We start from the raw sequence: 15,058 nt of genomic DNA on the forward strand, positions 1-15,058 counted from the left end.
GGCACACCAACGGCATGACCTTCACGGTGTCCGACGCGGACGGCGGGGTGCTGCACAGCGCCACCTTCTTCTCGGTGGGCGGCGGATTCATCGTCCGCGAGGGCGAGGAGGACGCGGCCCAGCAGGAACTTGAGGAGTCCAAGAAGGAGCTTCCGCTGCCGTTCCGGACCGCCGCGGAACTGCTGGGCCGGTGCCAGTCCAAGGGACTCTCGATCGGCGAGATCATGCTGGTCAACGAGCGCGCGTCCCGCCCCGAAGCTGAAATCCGCGAAGGGCTTCTTCACATCTACTCGGTGATGGAGGGCTGCGTGGAGACCAGCCTCAAGCGCGAGGGGCTGCTGCCCGGCGGGCTGAAGGTCCGCCGTCGTGCCCCTGACTGGCACGAGCGGCTCCTGAAGGAAAGCCGGGACCATGACCCCGGCTTCCGGGACCCGAAGTACTGGCAGGAATGGGTCAACCTGATTGCCCTGGCCGTGAACGAGGAAAACGCCTCCGGCGGCAGGGTGGTGACCGCGCCCACGAACGGGGCCGCGGGCATCATCCCGGCTGTGCTGTACTACGCGCTGCACTTCGCCCCGGGCATGGACCAGGCCACCCAGCAGGACCGCGACGACGTCGTGGTGAAGTTCCTGCTGACCGCCGGCGCCATCGGGGTGCTGTACAAGGAACAGGCCTCCATTTCCGGGGCGGAAGTGGGTTGCCAGGGCGAGGTGGGATCGGCGTCGTCGATGGCCGCCGCGGGCCTGGCCGAGGTCATGGGCGGCACGCCGGCGCAGGTGGAGAACGCCGCGGAAATCGCCATGGAGCACAACCTGGGCCTGACCTGCGACCCGATCGGCGGGCTCGTGCAGGTGCCCTGCATCGAGCGCAACGCGATCGCGGCAGCGAAGGCCATCAACGCCGCCAAGATGGCGCTCTGGGGCGACGGCTCGCACCGGGTGTCCCTCGACGAAGTGATCGTGACCATGCGGGAGACCGGCAAGGACATGAGCTCCAAATACAAGGAAACGGCCATGGGCGGCCTCGCCGTCAACGTGGTGGAGTGCTGAGCAGTTAGTTGTTGACGGCTGCCCAGAGGTTCAGGCTCGCGGCGAAGACTACCCACGACAGGTAGGGCAGCATCAGCAATCCGGCGGCGCGGCTGATCGGGCCGAAGCACAGCACTGTCGCGGCCACAGCCAGGGCGAGGGCGAGGATGATCGCCAGTGCCAGCCAGAGCGCGGCCGTGCCTAGCGCCGGATAGAGACCGAAGAACACGGGCGTCCATGCCAGGTTCAGGGCCAGCTGAACGCCGTACACGGTGAGCGCTGTCCGGGTTGCGGGGATCTGAGTTCCGGTTGACCGGGCCGGGGGAGCCTGGCGGCGCCAGACGAGCCACGCGGCCACCGCCATGGCGGTGTAGAGCAGCGTCCACACGGGTCCGAACACCCAGTTGGGTGGGGACCACGGCGCCTTGCTGGCCGAGGCGTACCAGCCGTCGACGTTGGTGATGGTGGCCTGTGAACCGAGGAGGGCCACCAGCGCGGAGCCAGCCAGGAACAGCAGGAGCGCGGCCAGCTGGACGGTTGTTCCCCTGCGGCCGTGCGGATCGCGGCGCTCGGGGGCAACCGGTCCGTGGTCTTTCGTCGCCATGGTTCAACACTTGCCACGGGAAGAGCCAGAGTCAAGGGAGCCTTCGCCCGAGGATTCGGCCGCACCAGCCGCACCCGCCGCATCCGGGCAGCGCCGCACCGTTCGAGCACTCCACAGTGTCAGTCCCGGGTGCCACCATTGAGCTATGTTGAGCACTGGCGGCGGCGGATATGTTCCCGACTTTCTGCGGGTCTCTGTCGAACTGCCCGCACCCGCCGGTTCCACCATCCTCCTGGACTACACGCACATCTCCATCCGGCTTCGAGCTGCGCGCAGACTGGCCGTAGTGGCCGCCGTCAATATCAACGGGAGCGAACTCGTGCCGCTGGCCCGTGAGGGAATCTGGCATTTTGACACCAGGGTTCCGCGGAACGTGCAGGCCGGCCCCGAGGTTTACCAGAATAATGACCTGGACCGCGGGCATCTGGTCCGGCGCCTTGACCCCGTGTGGGGCGATGAAACCACGGCGCGGACGGCCAACCAGGACACGTTCACCTACTCCAACGCCGCTCCCCAGGCCTCGGACTTCAACCAGGGAGTGGAACTGTGGCGGGGCCTTGAGGACCATGTGCTCAACCACGCGGAACAGTACGACGCCAGGATCAGCGTTTTCACCGGCCCGGTCCTGGCAGATGACGATCTGCCGTACAGGGGAGTGCAGATACCCCGTAAATTCTGGAAGATCGCCGTCTGGACCACGGAGGGACAGCTGGCCGCCGCGGGATTCCTGCTCGATCAGTCGCCCCTGCTGGGAAAGGAGGAGCTGGCCCGGGCCATCACGGAACGGCTGCTGGCGGACGAGCCCCCGCCCCTTGGGCCCTTCCGGACCTTCCAGGTGCCCGTGCGGCAGATTTCAGCGTTGTCCGGAATGCCGCTCACGCAGCTGGAAGACGCCGACCGCTTCATTGCCAGTCCGAATGGGCCACGCCCGGACAGCAATGCGATGTTGCTCACGGACACGGCGCAAATACGGCTCTGAGCAGGGCGGCGCCCGGGTGTATCAAGCCCGCAGCCAGACACGGCGGATAGACTTGAGGCTGCCTCACCGGGCACCAGCTGCAGACACGTACGCGAAGATTGGACACGGCACACTTGCGAGAATTCACTGCCCGCTTTGCCTCCTCCGAGGAGGTCGCCAACTGGGATTCCCACGTCACCGCGAATCCGAACGGCGGAAACCTGCTGCAGTCGGAGGCCTTCGCCGACGTCAAACAGCACTTCGGCTGGAAACCCCTCCACCTCGTCTACGAAACAGCCGACTACACGAGCTACAACCTGGTCCTGGAAAAGACCTTTCCGGTGCTGGGTAAACTCTGGTACCTCATCAAGGGGCCCGACGTGGCCGACGTCGAGGATATTTCCGGTATCGCCAGGGCCAACGCGGACTTCGTCAAGAGGGCGCGGCTCGGCGTTTTCGCCATCAAGATCGAACCGGACATCGTGCTCACCGACTCAGCCCGTCAGGCCATCGAAGGGGCGGGGCTGGTCAAGACCCACAACCTGCAGCCCAACGACTCCACCGCGCTCCTGGATATTTCCCCCGAAGAGAACCAGCTGCTCCGGAACCTGCACTCACGTGGCCGCAACGCGGTACGCCGCGCCCTGCGTGAGGGCGTCGAGGTGCGGAACGTGGAGCCCACCGAGGAGAATTTCCGCGCCATGTACGGGCTGATGACCACGACGGTCGAGGCGAAGTCCCAGGTCCGGGTCCGGGAGTACGAGTACTACAGCCAGTTCTGGACCAATTTCATCAAGCGCGGCCAGGGCAGGCTCCTGTTCGTCTACGAGAACGGCGCGCCCTCAGTGGGCGCCTTCGTGATCAACTACGGCCGCAAGGGCACCTACAAGGACGGCGGCTCCCTCCAGAAACGCAGCCAGTACGGCGATTCGCACCTGGTGCAGTGGACAGCGATCAATCAGGTCAAGGAACTTGGCTGCACGGAATACGACTTCTGCGGCACCCCGCCGAGTGACAAGCTCAAGGACAAGTCCAACCCGTTCCACGGACTCGGCCTGTTCAAGACCAGCTTCAGCAAGACCGTCACCGACTTCGTGGGCTGCTACGACCAGGTCATCAGCCCACTGAAATACAGGGCGTGGATGGCCGCGGGCGAGCGGGTGGCGCGGCAGGTGTATACCCGCCGGACCGGACAGCAATTTTACTAAGACAGCCAATTATGCCCAGATCAGCGGCACTGCACGGAGGGAGGCCGGAATGACCAAACAACCCCGCGGAGCCAACAGGCCGCATACCGACGGACTGCCCAAGACGGAACCGCTCTCGCCTTCCCAGCTGCACCAGAATGCGGCGGCCAAGCGCATGCTCCGCCGGCTGGTCCAGGGGGAAAACCCGCCGACGGCGCCGCTGAGCATCGTGGACCGGCTCGCCGGGAGCCCCTACGCCAACCCGATGATCCAGGTCAGCGGCGTTGACACCTCGGCCCGGAAGACCATGGACTTCGCCCTGCACCTGGCCGAATCAATGTTCCGGTATGGGGCCGGTGCCCTCGAAGTGGAGACCAGCATCATCGCGGTCACTGCGGCGCTGGGCCTGAAGAACATCGAAGTGGACATCACCAACCAGTCGGTGGCCATCAACTACGCGCCCAAGGAACAGACGCCCATCGCCCTTCTGCGGGTGGTCCGCTCGTGGACCAACAACTACGCGGGGCTGGCCAAGGTCCACCAGCTGGTGACTGACATCGTGGCCGGCGGCGTCGGCAGGGACGAGGCTATCCGCCGGCTCGACGAGATCATCCGCAGCCCCAAGCCTTTTCCCCGCTGGATGGTCACGGTGGCGTTCGGCGTCTTTTCCGCGGTTTTCGTCGGGGTGCTGGGCGGCGGACCGGGAGCGTCCGCCATTGCCTTCGGCTCGAACCTGCTGATCAGCCTGCTGGCACGGCAGCTGGGCCGGTGGCGGGTGCCTGACTTCTTCATCACGGCCGCCTGTTCCTTCGTGGTCACCTTTGTCGCGCTGCTCCTGTGGCGGTTCGGCCCCTTGGCAGGGATCCAGATCGCGCCGGCCATCGTGGTGGTGGGCGGCATCCTGCTGTTGCTGCCCACCGGGCGCCTCGTGTCTTCGGTCCAGGATGCGATCAATGGCTTCCCCGTCACGGCGGCCGGCCGGTTCCTGTCCACCATGCTGACTTTCGGCGCGCTTGTTGCCGGGATTGCCGTCGCGTTTGTGGTCGGTGACATGACCGGCATGGAGACGATCAATGTGACCGAGACGTTCCCTCCCGCGTATGTGTTGTGGGTACAGGTCGTCTTGGTGGCGATTGCCGTCGTGGCCATCGGCATCACGGAGCAGACGGCCTGGAAGCTGCTGCTCCCGACGGCGGCCGTGGGCGTGGTGGGCCACCTTGTCCTTATCTGGGGAGAAGCCATCGGCATTGGTCCCCGTTTTGCCCCGGCGCTGGCAGCCGTGGTCATTGGGCTGCTGGCCCGCGTGGTGGCGCTGAAAATGGGCGCACCCCAGCTGGTGGTCGCCGTTCCGGCGGCACTGATTCTCCTGCCCGGGCTCACCATCTTCCGCTCGATGTATGTGCTGACGATTGAGGAATCGGAGATCCTGCTCGGTGCCGGCGGCATGCTCAACGCCGGGGCGATTGTGCTCGGCGTTGCCGGCGGGATTGTGCTCGGCGACACCTTGGCCAGGCCGCTGACCCGGAGCCTGGCGAGCAACGAACGACGGCGGGCACGGCGCCGCTAGCGCCGCTAGATCTTCCCGATCGGCAGCTTTTTCTCGGCCTGGAAGTCGTCCTCCACCCGGCCCTTGGCCCAGTAGCCGGACAGAGACACCTGGCTGCGCTCCAGCCCGCGTTCCCGGAACAGCACCTCTCGCAGGCCCTTCATGTAGCCCCGTTCGCCGTGCGCAAAGACATCCACCCGGCCGTCGGGCCACTGGGCATTCCGCACGGCGTTGACCAGCAGTTCGCTGCCCCCGGCGGGGACGCCTTCGCGTGGAAGCCAGACCAGCTGGAGGGCCGCGGGGGCGGCAATCGCCTGGATGTCGGCGTCGGACTCCACCTCCAGGAACGCGAGCCCGCGGGCGTCCGACGGCAGGGATTCGATGACGGCGGCCACCGCGGGCAGAGCCGCCTCGTCGCCGGCCAGCAGATGCCAGTCGGCCGCGGGATCCGGGTTGTAGCCGCCTCCCGGGCCGGTGAAGATGATGCTGTCGCCGGACTGGGCGGAAGCGGCCCAGGGACCTGCCAGCCCTTCGTCACCGTGGATGACGAAGTCGATGGCCAGCTCACGTGCAGCCTCGTCCACCCACCGGACCGTGTAGGTCCGGGTGTGTGGCCACTGCTCCCGCGGCATCGTTTCGCGGACGGCCCACAGATCCAGCGGCTGCGGATATTCCACGCCCGGCTGCGGGAAGGCAATCTTGACGTACCTGTCCACGAAGCCGTTGTTCACATAATCCGCGAACCCGTCGCCGCCCGCCACAATCCGCACCATGTGCGCGGAAAGCTGCTCGCGCCTGATGACGGTCAGGTTGATCTGGGGGCGGGATTTCCGCGTGGCGGACGTCGCGGCTGGAACAGAAGTCATGAAAGTAAGCCTAGGCTAAGTAGCCTGCCCGGCTGCATCGGGGCGTCACAGAACGGGCAGTTCCCAGTCAACTCCGCCGTCGCCCTGCTCCTGCAATAATTCATTGGCCCGGCTGAAGGGCCTGGAGCCGAAAAACCCGCGGGATGCAGACAACGGGCTGGGGTGGACGCTGGCCACCACCGGGGTGTCGCCGAGCAGGGGGCGCACGCCTTCGGCGTCCTTTCCCCAAAGCACCGCTACCAGCGGGAGCCTGCCGCCATCAGCCGTCCGACGCGCAAGCACGGCGGTGACCGCCGCCGTCGTGATGGATTCCCAGCCTTTTCCGCGGTGTGAGCCGGCGGCGCCCCCGCGCACGCTCAGGACCCTGTTGAGCAGCAGCACGCCCTGGCCGGCCCACGCACCGAGGTCGCCGTGGACCCTTGCCGGAAGCCCCAGGTCGGATTCAAGTTCCTTGTAGATGTTCGCCAGGCTGCGGGGGATGGGCCGTGTCCGGCCGTCCACGGAGAAGGCCAGGCCCACTGCGTGGCCCGGCGTGGGGTACGGATCCTGGCCCACAATCAGCACCCGCACATCCGCCAGAGGCTGGCGGAAAGCCCTGAAGACGTTCGACGGCGTCGGCAGCACCGCATGCCCCGCCGCCACCTCACCGGCCAGGAAGGACAGCACCGACCTCAGCTCACCCTCCACCGCGGCCAGCGCCCCGGCCCAGTCAGGAGCCATAAGTTCAATCAGGGGCATCCCGGCCATCTCGGCGAAGCCAAGGGTCTCCGTCTCGGTTGCCCCCAGCTCAAACAAGGGTTCAGGTTCAGTCACAGCACCCATTCTCCCAGCAGCCGCCCTCTGCGCCACCCACGTCACACGGCGTAAATGACAACGCTGTTATTCGTCCGTAACATGGGTGGTGGACTTTTACCGGATTCAGCGAAGGAGGATGCAGTGGCGGAGCCGTTGCAGGACCATCTCGCAGAACAGCATGCGGCGCCGAACCCGCAGGCGGACCAGGCGCAGAACACCGGACCGCGGCGCGGCTCGCTGCTGGATGACTTCCAGTTACGGGACTCGCCGCTGAGTGAGCGTGAGCAGCAGATGCTGGCGCTGGAACGGCAGTGGTGGAAGTACGCCGGCGCCAAGGAACAGGCCATCCGCGAACTGTTCGACCTCTCAGCGACGCACTACTACCAGATCCTCAATGCACTGATCGATACTGAGACTGGGCTGGCCCACGACCCCATGCTGGTGAAGAGATTGCGTAGACTACGTACGTCACGTCAGCGGGCCCGCACTGCACGCCGCCTGGGGTCTGACGCGTAATCGTTAGTGCCGAACCGCCGGCAGAAGACCAACAAGGACGTCGCTTTACCATGACCAATTATGCTCGGGACGAATTCGACAGGGTCCCTGAAGCCTCTTCCCGGCAGGGCGTACACCGTGCCGTTTCGGCGCCGTCCCGCCCGCGTTTGTGGCCCATCCTGAGCGTGGGGATCGGCGCCCTTGCCGTCGGCCTGGTCGCGTTCCTCCTGCTGCCGCAACTTGGGTTCCAGGCCGCTGCTAGCCCGTCGTCAGCCAACGCCGCAGGCGCCCCGTCGTCGACGCCGTCAGCGACTTCCTCAGCCAAGCCGTCCACGGCGGTGAAGGCGTCCGGCGCCTCGAACGCCGCTTCGCCCTCCGCCACCCCGTCATCATCGCCCTCTGCCACAGCTCCTGCAGCGGCCCAGGCTCTCGGGTCAACTGTGGACAAAACCCTCCCCGTTTCGGTCTACAACGGCACGCTGACGTCCGGACTCGCGGGCCGGGTGGGCGCCACGGTCCAGGCCGACGGCTGGGCCCTGGGCCAGGTGGCCAACTGGCAGGGCGCGCCCCAGCAGCAGTCGGTCATCTTCTACTCAGATGCGGCGCACAAGGCCAGCGCCGAGGCCATCGGGGCCCTGCTGAACATCACGACGTTCGTGGAAAGTGCAGAGTTCCAGACCCCCGTTGCCGTGGTGCTCGGCCCCGGATTCCAGTGACGATTTGAGTTACGCCTGAATAACTATTGCCTCCGGTTCCGGCTGTATGCCTGCCTCCTGGCGGGCCCCAGTGGATAGAGTGATTTCAGGCTTCGAAGCGTAATTCATGGCACACGCTGAGGTGGGCCTTACGGAAGCAATCTGAAAGTGTGGAGATCATGGCATTGGGAACCGTGAAGTGGTTCAACGCCGAAAAGGGCTACGGCTTCATTACAGTTGACGGCTCGGGCGATGACGTCTTCGTGCACTGGTCTGCCATTCAGGGTGATGGCTACCGCGCGCTCGATGAGGGCCAGCGCGTTGAACTTGAGGTCGGCGAAGGCGAAAAAGGCCCCCAGGCGGAAAGCGTCCGGCCCGCATAGTGGTGTTCCCCGCCGCCCGCAGCCTTGCCCCCGTGACAGCCCGACGGCGGACCGGCAGCTGGCCATCCGCCCGCGCCGCCGCCTGGGGTGCTGCAGCCGTTGTGGCGCTGAGTGCGTGCTCCGGATCAGCCGGAAATGCCCGGACAGCATCTGTCGAGGCCAGCGGCGATGGCACCTTGCGGATCGGGCTGATCCTGGACAACACCGGCGGCCAGGCGTTCCTGAATGGTGCACAGCTGGCGGCCGCCAAACTCGCCATCCAAGAGATCAACGCCGCCGGCGGCCACAAGGGCAAGCCCGTGGAGCTGCTGCCGGAAAAAGTCAGCGCTGACACCGCCGCCCAGGCGCGGGAACTCGTGGACGCGAAAGCGGACGTGGCGATCGGCCCCACCGATTCGAGCCACGCTCCGGCCGCCATCGACGTGCTGTCCAAGGCAAAGGTGGCGCTCATTTCACCCGCCAACACTGCCTGGCAGCTGAACACCTACAAGAGCGGCGGATACTACTTCCGTACCGCGGCCGCCGACATTGCGCAGGCAGCCGTGCTGGTGAAGCTGGCCAAGGACGGCGGCGCCAAGAGCATCGCTGTGGTCCACGAGGACGGCGCCTATGGCACGGAAGTGTCGGCGGCCGTGGCGGCAGCCGCGAAGAGCGCAGGGCTGGATCCTGTGACAGTGGCTGGCTTCAAACCGGGCGACTCCCAGAAAGCGGCAGCGGCTGCCCGCGATGCCGCCCCGGACGCCGTCGTCGTGGTTGCCCGTGAAGATGCACAGGGCGCCATTGCCGAACTCAACAATGCCGGGCTGTCAGGAAAGAAGCTGGTCCTGGCCGACGGCGCCTTCAAGCAGTACGGTTCGGACCTTGCCTCCAAGGCGCTGGACGGGGCCCACGGGATCGTCCCCGGAGTCTTCCCCTCCGCGCACCTGCAGGGTGAACTCGTGGCGGTGGACGCAGGCCTCAAGGACATGACCTACGCCGCGGAAACCTACGACGCGGTGAACCTTGCGGCCCTTGCCGCTGCCGCCGCCGATGACGACGCCGGTGCATCGGTGGCCGCGAAGCTGATCTCCGTCTCGGGAGGCGCCTCCGGCGCGGCAACACAACCCGCCGGCAAGCCGTCCGCATGCAGGACGTACAAGGATTGCCTCGCCGCTGTCAAAGCCGGAACCGCGGTTGACTACGACGGCGAGTCGGGGCCGGTCCGGTTCGATGCGGACGGCGAGGTCACAGTGGCCAACTACATGGTGTTCACCTACGGCGCTGACAACAAGGCGAAACTCACCGGGAGTGAAACGGCCAGCCGGACCGCCGATTAATCGCTGGGAGCGAAGCGGGCACGCAAGCTCACGGAATTTCGCGCCTACTGCTTGCACTCTCCCCGGGGGAGTGCTAATTATTGATTAGCACTCCTGCGTATCGACTGCTAAGGCATCGCCCGGTTTAGGCCGTCAGCGAGGCCGGCGGCCGTGCATGGAGCGAAAGAAACACCTGGTTGGGGTGAGATCCGTACTGCCGGCATACAGAGGCCTGCAGGAAAGATCGTCCGTCGCGGGCACCGCAGCGAGGTTCATTCTTAACGACTGTCCCGAAAGGACTACTGCCGTTATGGCCAAGATCATTGCATTTGATGAAGAGGCACGCCGCGGTCTTGAGCGGGGTCTGAACATCCTCGCCGACGCCGTCAAGGTCACCCTCGGCCCGCGTGGACGCAACGTCGTCCTCGAAAAGAAGTGGGGCGCCCCCACGATCACCAACGATGGTGTTTCCATCGCCAAGGAGATCGAGCTGGACGATCCTTACGAGAAGATCGGCGCCGAGCTGGTCAAGGAAGTTGCCAAGAAGACGGATGACGTCGCTGGCGACGGCACCACCACGGCTACCGTGCTGGCACAGGCACTGGTCAAGGAAGGCCTGCGCAACGTCGCGGCCGGCGCTGACCCGCTGTCCCTCAAGCGCGGCATCGAGAAGGCAGTTGAAGCGGTAACCCGCGAACTGCTGGACAACGCCAAGGAAATCGAAACCAAGGAAGAGATCGCCGCTACGGCCTCCATCTCCGCCGGTGACGACGAAATCGGTGCTCTCATTGCCGAGGCCCTGGACAAGGTCGGCAAGGAAGGTGTCATCACCGTCGAGGAGTCCAACACCTTCGGCCTGGAGCTGGAGCTCACCGAAGGCATGCGCTTCGACAAGGGCTACATCTCCGCGTACTTCGTCACGGACACCGAACGCCAGGAAACGGTCCTGGAGGACCCCTACATCCTGATCGTCAACTCCAAGATCTCCAACGTCAAGGAACTGGTTGCTGTCCTCGAAAAGGTCATGCAGTCCAGCAAGCCGCTGCTGATCATCGCCGAAGACATCGAGGGCGAGGCCCTGGCCACGCTGATCGTCAACAAGATCCGCGGCACGTTCAAGTCCGTCGCCGTCAAGGCTCCGGGCTTCGGTGACCGCCGCAAGGCGCAGCTCGCCGACATCGCCATCCTCACCGGTGGCCAGGTCATCGCCGAGGAAGTCGGCCTGAAGCTGGAGACCGCTGGCCTCGAGCTCTTGGGCCGCGCCCGCAAGGTTGTTGTCACCAAGGACGAGACCACCATCGTCGAAGGTGCCGGCGACGCCGACCAGATCGCCGGACGCGTCTCCCAGATCCGCGCCGAGATCGAAAACTCCGACTCGGACTACGACCGCGAGAAGCTGCAGGAGCGCCTGGCCAAGCTGGCCGGCGGCGTTGCAGTCATCAAGGCCGGTGCCGCAACCGAGGTTGAGCTCAAGGAACGCAAGCACCGCATCGAGGACGCCGTCCGCAACGCGAAGGCTGCTGTTGAAGAGGGCATCGTCGCCGGCGGTGGCGTTGCGCTCATCCAGGCAGGCCTCAAGGCATTCGCCAACCTGAACCTGACCGGCGACGAGGCAACCGGTGCGAACATCGTCCGCGTTGCCATCGACGCTCCGCTGAAGCAGATCGCCTTCAACGCAGGCCTGGAGCCCGGCGTTGTGGTCGACAAGGTCCGCGGCCTGCCCGCAGGCCACGGCCTGAACGCTGCAACCGGCGAGTACGTCGACCTGCTGGCTGCCGGCATCAACGACCCGGTCAAGGTAACCCGCTCTGCCCTGCAGAACGCGGCTTCCATTGCCGGACTGTTCCTCACCACCGAGGCAGTAGTAGCCGACAAGCCGGAGAAGAACGCTCCGGCCATGGGCGGCGGCGACGACATGGGCGGCATGGGCGGTTTCTAACCCCCGGCCTTCCCATCGCTGAATAACGCGTAAGAGCAGCGGCGGCCCCACCTTCGGGTGGGGCCGCCGCTGTCGTTAACGCCGTTGACGGCGCAACGGCCCGGCAGCCCGCGAACGGTGCGTGAAATTCAGTGTCGGCAGGGTCTGGCAGGATGGATTCGTGACGATTACAGCAGCGGCCGACGGTTCGGCTTTAGGAAATCCCGGCCCGGCCGGATGGGCCTGGTACGTGAACGACGATTGCTGGCGCGCCGGAGGGTGGCCGCACGGAACGAACAACCAGGGCGAGCTGATGGCTGTGCTGGACCTTTTCCGCGCTACGGCCCACATTCCCCAGGAGGACCTCCGGATCCTGTGCGACAGCCAGTACGTCATCAACTCGGTGACCAAATGGATGCCGGGCTGGAAGCGCAAGGGATGGCGTAAGGCCGACGGAAAGCCGGTGCTGAACGTGGACCTCCTGAAGGAGATCGACAAGGAACTCGCAGGGCGGAAGTACACCTTCGAATGGGTCAAGGGCCACGCCGGCCATGACCTGAACGAAGCGGCCGACGAGCGCGCCCGGGCCGTGGCCGTGGCCTTCCAGCAGGGAGTGGCCGCACGCTCCGGGCCCGGCTTCCGCGGAGCGCCGGCGCTCGGCGCAGAGGAGGCCCGGGCAGGCGCCCAGCCGAACGCCGGCGCCCAGCCGAACGCCGGCGCCCAGCCGAACGTCGGCGCCAGCACCGACGGGTCCGCCAGCACGGAACCGGACCGCACGCGACCGGACCGTACCGGACCGGACGAGGCCGACGAACTGGACCTTTTCGGCGGCCAGGACATCTCCGGACCGGACCTCCGAAGGCAAGCCCGCGGCGACGTGGCTGGCATGGGTCTGTCCGCCGCCAGCGAGCCGGATCTCTTCAGTGAACTGGATGCGGATGCCTTTGCCGCGGCCCCCGGCAGCCCCAGCCCGGAGGAATCCGTGGAGGCGCTTGAGCGCGAACTCCTCCGCCCGGATGTGCGCAGCGACATTGGGCGGACCGGCGTTCTTCTGCATCCGGAGTTCACGGAGATCGGCAGCTCCGGCCGGATCTGGACCCGCGATGCCATGATGATGTCGCTCGAGGAAAGCCCGGGCGGTCCGACCGAGCTGGAGGTGATTAGTGCCGACCGGATCGGCGCGGACACCATCCTGCTCACCTACCGGAGCCACTCCCGCGCCGGCGCGGCCCTTCGCAGCTCCTTGTGGGTCCTCGATGGCGGACAATGGCGCCTCCGCTTCCACCAGGGCACCCCGGAGGCCTGACGGGTCCACGACGACCTGCCACGCCCTGACGGGCGTCTCAGCTGAAGCGCTGGGCGTTGCCCTGTTCGGCCTGGGCGTAGGTGGCAGCAGCGGACGAGAGCGCGAGGTTGATGGACGCCAAGGACGCCTCCACCTTTCCCTGCGTCAGGGTCCACTCGGTGACGAGCGCCTGGAAGTTCGTGGCGGCCGAACCGCGCCACGTGGCTTGGAGTTCATCCAGGCCACGCTTCATCGCCTGGACGTCGGCGCTGATGCGGTCAACTGTCGCTTTCACGTTGGCTGACTTCACCTGGAGGAGTTCGGTATCGACGGAAATGATGCTCATAGCTGTGGCCTCTCGACGTGCGCGGAACCGGGGTTCGCGGACCGGAATTGGAAGAAGCGGCCGGTCTCCCGGTCCGCTGAGTCGAGCCTACGAACATGACGGCAGCCCGCACCACAGCCGGTTCCTATATGTGGATAACCTGCCCGTCGTCCTGGCTGCCGCGGTCCTGCCCATCGTTATGGCTGCCCAGGTCCTCGCTGGCTCCGTCCCCGCGGTGGCCGTCCTCCGAGTCATCCCGGAGCGGGAGGCTGACCGCCAGGGTTGCGCCGCCGCCGTCGGTGGTTTCCACCCGCACAGAGCCGCCGTGCGAACCGATGATGGCCGCCACGATGGCAAGGCCAAGGCCGCTGCCGCCGGTTTCCCGCGTGCGTGAGGTGTCTGACCGGTAGAAGCGCTCGAAGACCTTCGGCGCTTCGCTTTCAGGAATACCGGGTCCGTGGTCCCGGACTTCGAGGACAGACAGCGGCGCACCGTCCTCGTCATTTCGCACACCCACGGCAAGCTCTATCGGCGTTCCCTCGGGCGTGTACCGCAGTGCATTTCCCACCAGGTTGCCCACCACCTGACGCAGCTTCAACTCGTCGCCGAGCACGGGTGCCGGCGCGGCGTTTCCACCGTCGAGCCCGGTCAGGGTGATCGTGCGGTCCCGGTCGCTCGCCTGCGTGTCCACCACGGCATCGTGGGCGATGAGCTGCAGGTCAACGGGCTTCTCCTGCAGGGGCCGCTGCTCGTCCAGCCGGGCAAGCAGGAGCAGGTCCTCCACCATGGAGCCCATCCGTTTGGCTTCGCTCTCGATCCTGCCCATGGCAGTCGACACGTCCTCGTCAGTTTGCAGCGCCCCGTGCCGGTAGAGCTCGGAATAGCCCCTGATGGTCACCAGCGGAGTGCGCAGCTCATGGGAAGCATCCGCCGCGAAGCGCCGCATCCGGTCCTCGGATGCCATCCGGGCGGCAAAGGCGGCCTCGATGTGGGCCAGCATGGCATTCAGCGAACGTCCGAGGCGGCCCACCTCCGTGGCCGGATTACCCACGGCCACACGGCGCGACAAGTCACCGGCCGCGATCGCGGCGGCAGTTTTCTCCACCCGGGCGAGTGGCCTGAACGACCTGGTTACCATCCAGGACGCGATGAAGAAGGCGAGGATCAGGGTCAACAGGCCAACGCCCACCACAACCAGCGTGGCATGGCGCAGCACTTCGTCCACCGGCGAAAGCGGCAGCCCCACAACCACCACTGCCCTCTGCTGGTTGCTGTCCAGGATGCTGACGGCGACCACCCGCCAGTTTGCACCGTCCGTACCGCGGACCTGGTACGGCTTGAACCCCCGCAGCCGGGCCTCATCAATTGTGATGTGGTCGATGTCCGGGCGCTCCTGAGTCTTTCCATCGAGGTTGCGCCCCGCGGCTCCCGGATAATAGACCGTGACCGTGTAATCGGTGGGGATCACCGGGTTGGGCACAATGAGCTGGCTGAAGGACCGCTGCTGCTCGGCGGACTCGACGGCGGCCCGGAGCTTGTCGTCCACCTGCCCCTCAAGAAAGCTGCGCAACAACGTCAGTGTGCCGACTCCGGTCACGGCGAGTGCCACCAGCATGAGAGCCATCATGATGGCCACCAGCTGGGACCGGAGGGTGGCGGACTTCCAACGTTCGAGCAA

At 66.1% G+C, this 15,058-nt stretch carries 15 protein-coding genes; 10 read left to right on the top strand and 5 right to left on the bottom strand.

What is annotated here, in order from left to right; translation table 11 throughout:
• Positions 1-1,049 (top strand): L-serine ammonia-lyase (locus LQ144_RS07280; protein WP_230117910.1); only part of this gene is annotated, 1,049 nt, incomplete at its 5' end.
• A gap of 4 nt (positions 1,050-1,053) precedes the next feature.
• Here LQ144_RS07280 and LQ144_RS07285 read toward each other — a convergent pair.
• A complete protein-coding gene (locus LQ144_RS07285) occupies positions 1,054-1,632 on the bottom strand; it encodes a TspO/MBR family protein (protein ID WP_230117911.1) in 579 nt (192 codons plus the stop codon).
• 145 nt (positions 1,633-1,777) lie between these two features.
• Here LQ144_RS07285 and LQ144_RS07290 point away from each other — a divergent pair, with 145 nt between their 5' ends.
• The 3 genes from LQ144_RS07290 (at position 1,778) to LQ144_RS07300 (ending at position 5,344) form a co-directional block, all read left to right on the top strand.
• Positions 1,778-2,611 carry a DNA/RNA non-specific endonuclease gene (locus tag LQ144_RS07290; protein ID WP_230117912.1) on the top strand — a complete coding sequence of 278 codons (834 nt, stop codon included), beginning with the start codon at positions 1,778-1,780 and terminating at the stop codon, positions 2,609-2,611.
• Positions 2,612-2,724: 113 nt separating this feature from the next.
• A complete protein-coding gene (locus LQ144_RS07295) occupies positions 2,725-3,798 on the top strand; it encodes a peptidoglycan bridge formation glycyltransferase FemA/FemB family protein (RefSeq protein ID WP_230117913.1) in 1,074 nt (357 codons plus the stop codon).
• A gap of 49 nt (positions 3,799-3,847) precedes the next feature.
• Positions 3,848-5,344 (top strand): threonine/serine exporter family protein, encoded by a 1,497-nt coding sequence (locus LQ144_RS07300; protein ID WP_230117914.1) that lies wholly within the window; start codon positions 3,848-3,850, stop codon positions 5,342-5,344.
• 5 nt (positions 5,345-5,349) lie between these two features.
• Here the strand turns inward: LQ144_RS07300 and LQ144_RS07305 are convergent, their stop codons facing one another.
• Both LQ144_RS07305 and LQ144_RS07310 read right to left on the bottom strand, forming a co-directional pair.
• Positions 5,350-6,189 (bottom strand): siderophore-interacting protein, encoded by an 840-nt coding sequence (locus tag LQ144_RS07305; RefSeq protein WP_230117915.1) that lies wholly within the window; start codon positions 6,187-6,189, stop codon positions 5,350-5,352.
• 45 nt (positions 6,190-6,234) lie between these two features.
• On the bottom strand, positions 6,235-6,936 hold the full coding sequence (locus LQ144_RS07310; RefSeq protein WP_230117990.1) for a uracil-DNA glycosylase: 702 nt from the start codon (positions 6,934-6,936) through the stop codon (positions 6,235-6,237).
• A gap of 189 nt (positions 6,937-7,125) precedes the next feature.
• On the opposite strand from LQ144_RS07310, the gene LQ144_RS07315 reads away from it, so the two are divergent.
• The 6 genes from LQ144_RS07315 to LQ144_RS07340 all read left to right on the top strand — a co-directional run bounded on the left by LQ144_RS07315 (position 7,126) and on the right by LQ144_RS07340 (position 13,076).
• The gene (locus tag LQ144_RS07315) at positions 7,126-7,500 is read left to right on the top strand and encodes a DUF3263 domain-containing protein (protein ID WP_230117916.1); all 375 of its coding nucleotides are present in this window, start codon (positions 7,126-7,128) and stop codon (positions 7,498-7,500) included.
• A gap of 50 nt (positions 7,501-7,550) precedes the next feature.
• Positions 7,551-8,195, top strand: a complete 645-nt coding sequence (locus LQ144_RS07320) for a LytR C-terminal domain-containing protein (protein WP_230117917.1) — start codon at positions 7,551-7,553, stop codon at positions 8,193-8,195.
• A 158-nt stretch (positions 8,196-8,353) separates the two neighbouring features.
• Positions 8,354-8,557 carry a cold-shock protein gene (locus LQ144_RS07325; protein ID WP_230117918.1) on the top strand — a complete coding sequence of 68 codons (204 nt, stop codon included), beginning with the start codon at positions 8,354-8,356 and terminating at the stop codon, positions 8,555-8,557.
• Positions 8,558-8,589: 32 nt separating this feature from the next.
• Complete coding sequence (locus LQ144_RS07330) at positions 8,590-9,873, top strand: ABC transporter substrate-binding protein (RefSeq protein ID WP_230117919.1); 1,284 nt, start codon at positions 8,590-8,592, stop codon at positions 9,871-9,873.
• A gap of 289 nt (positions 9,874-10,162) precedes the next feature.
• A complete protein-coding gene (gene groL, locus LQ144_RS07335) occupies positions 10,163-11,791 on the top strand; it encodes a chaperonin GroEL (RefSeq protein WP_230117920.1) in 1,629 nt (542 codons plus the stop codon).
• Positions 11,792-11,951: 160 nt separating this feature from the next.
• Complete coding sequence (locus LQ144_RS07340) at positions 11,952-13,076, top strand: ribonuclease HI family protein (RefSeq protein WP_230117921.1); 1,125 nt, start codon at positions 11,952-11,954, stop codon at positions 13,074-13,076.
• A 37-nt stretch (positions 13,077-13,113) separates the two neighbouring features.
• Here the strand turns inward: LQ144_RS07340 and LQ144_RS07345 are convergent, their stop codons facing one another.
• A complete protein-coding gene (locus LQ144_RS07345; protein WP_230117922.1) occupies positions 13,114-13,401 on the bottom strand; it encodes a WXG100 family type VII secretion target in 288 nt (95 codons plus the stop codon).
• 124 nt (positions 13,402-13,525) lie between these two features.
• Positions 13,526-15,058 carry a HAMP domain-containing sensor histidine kinase gene (locus LQ144_RS07350; protein ID WP_230117923.1) on the bottom strand — a complete coding sequence of 511 codons (1,533 nt, stop codon included), beginning with the start codon at positions 15,056-15,058 and terminating at the stop codon, positions 13,526-13,528.

This window comes from Arthrobacter sp. Bi83, assembly GCF_918698095.1.
GTDB lineage: Bacteria > Actinomycetota > Actinomycetes > Actinomycetales > Micrococcaceae > Arthrobacter.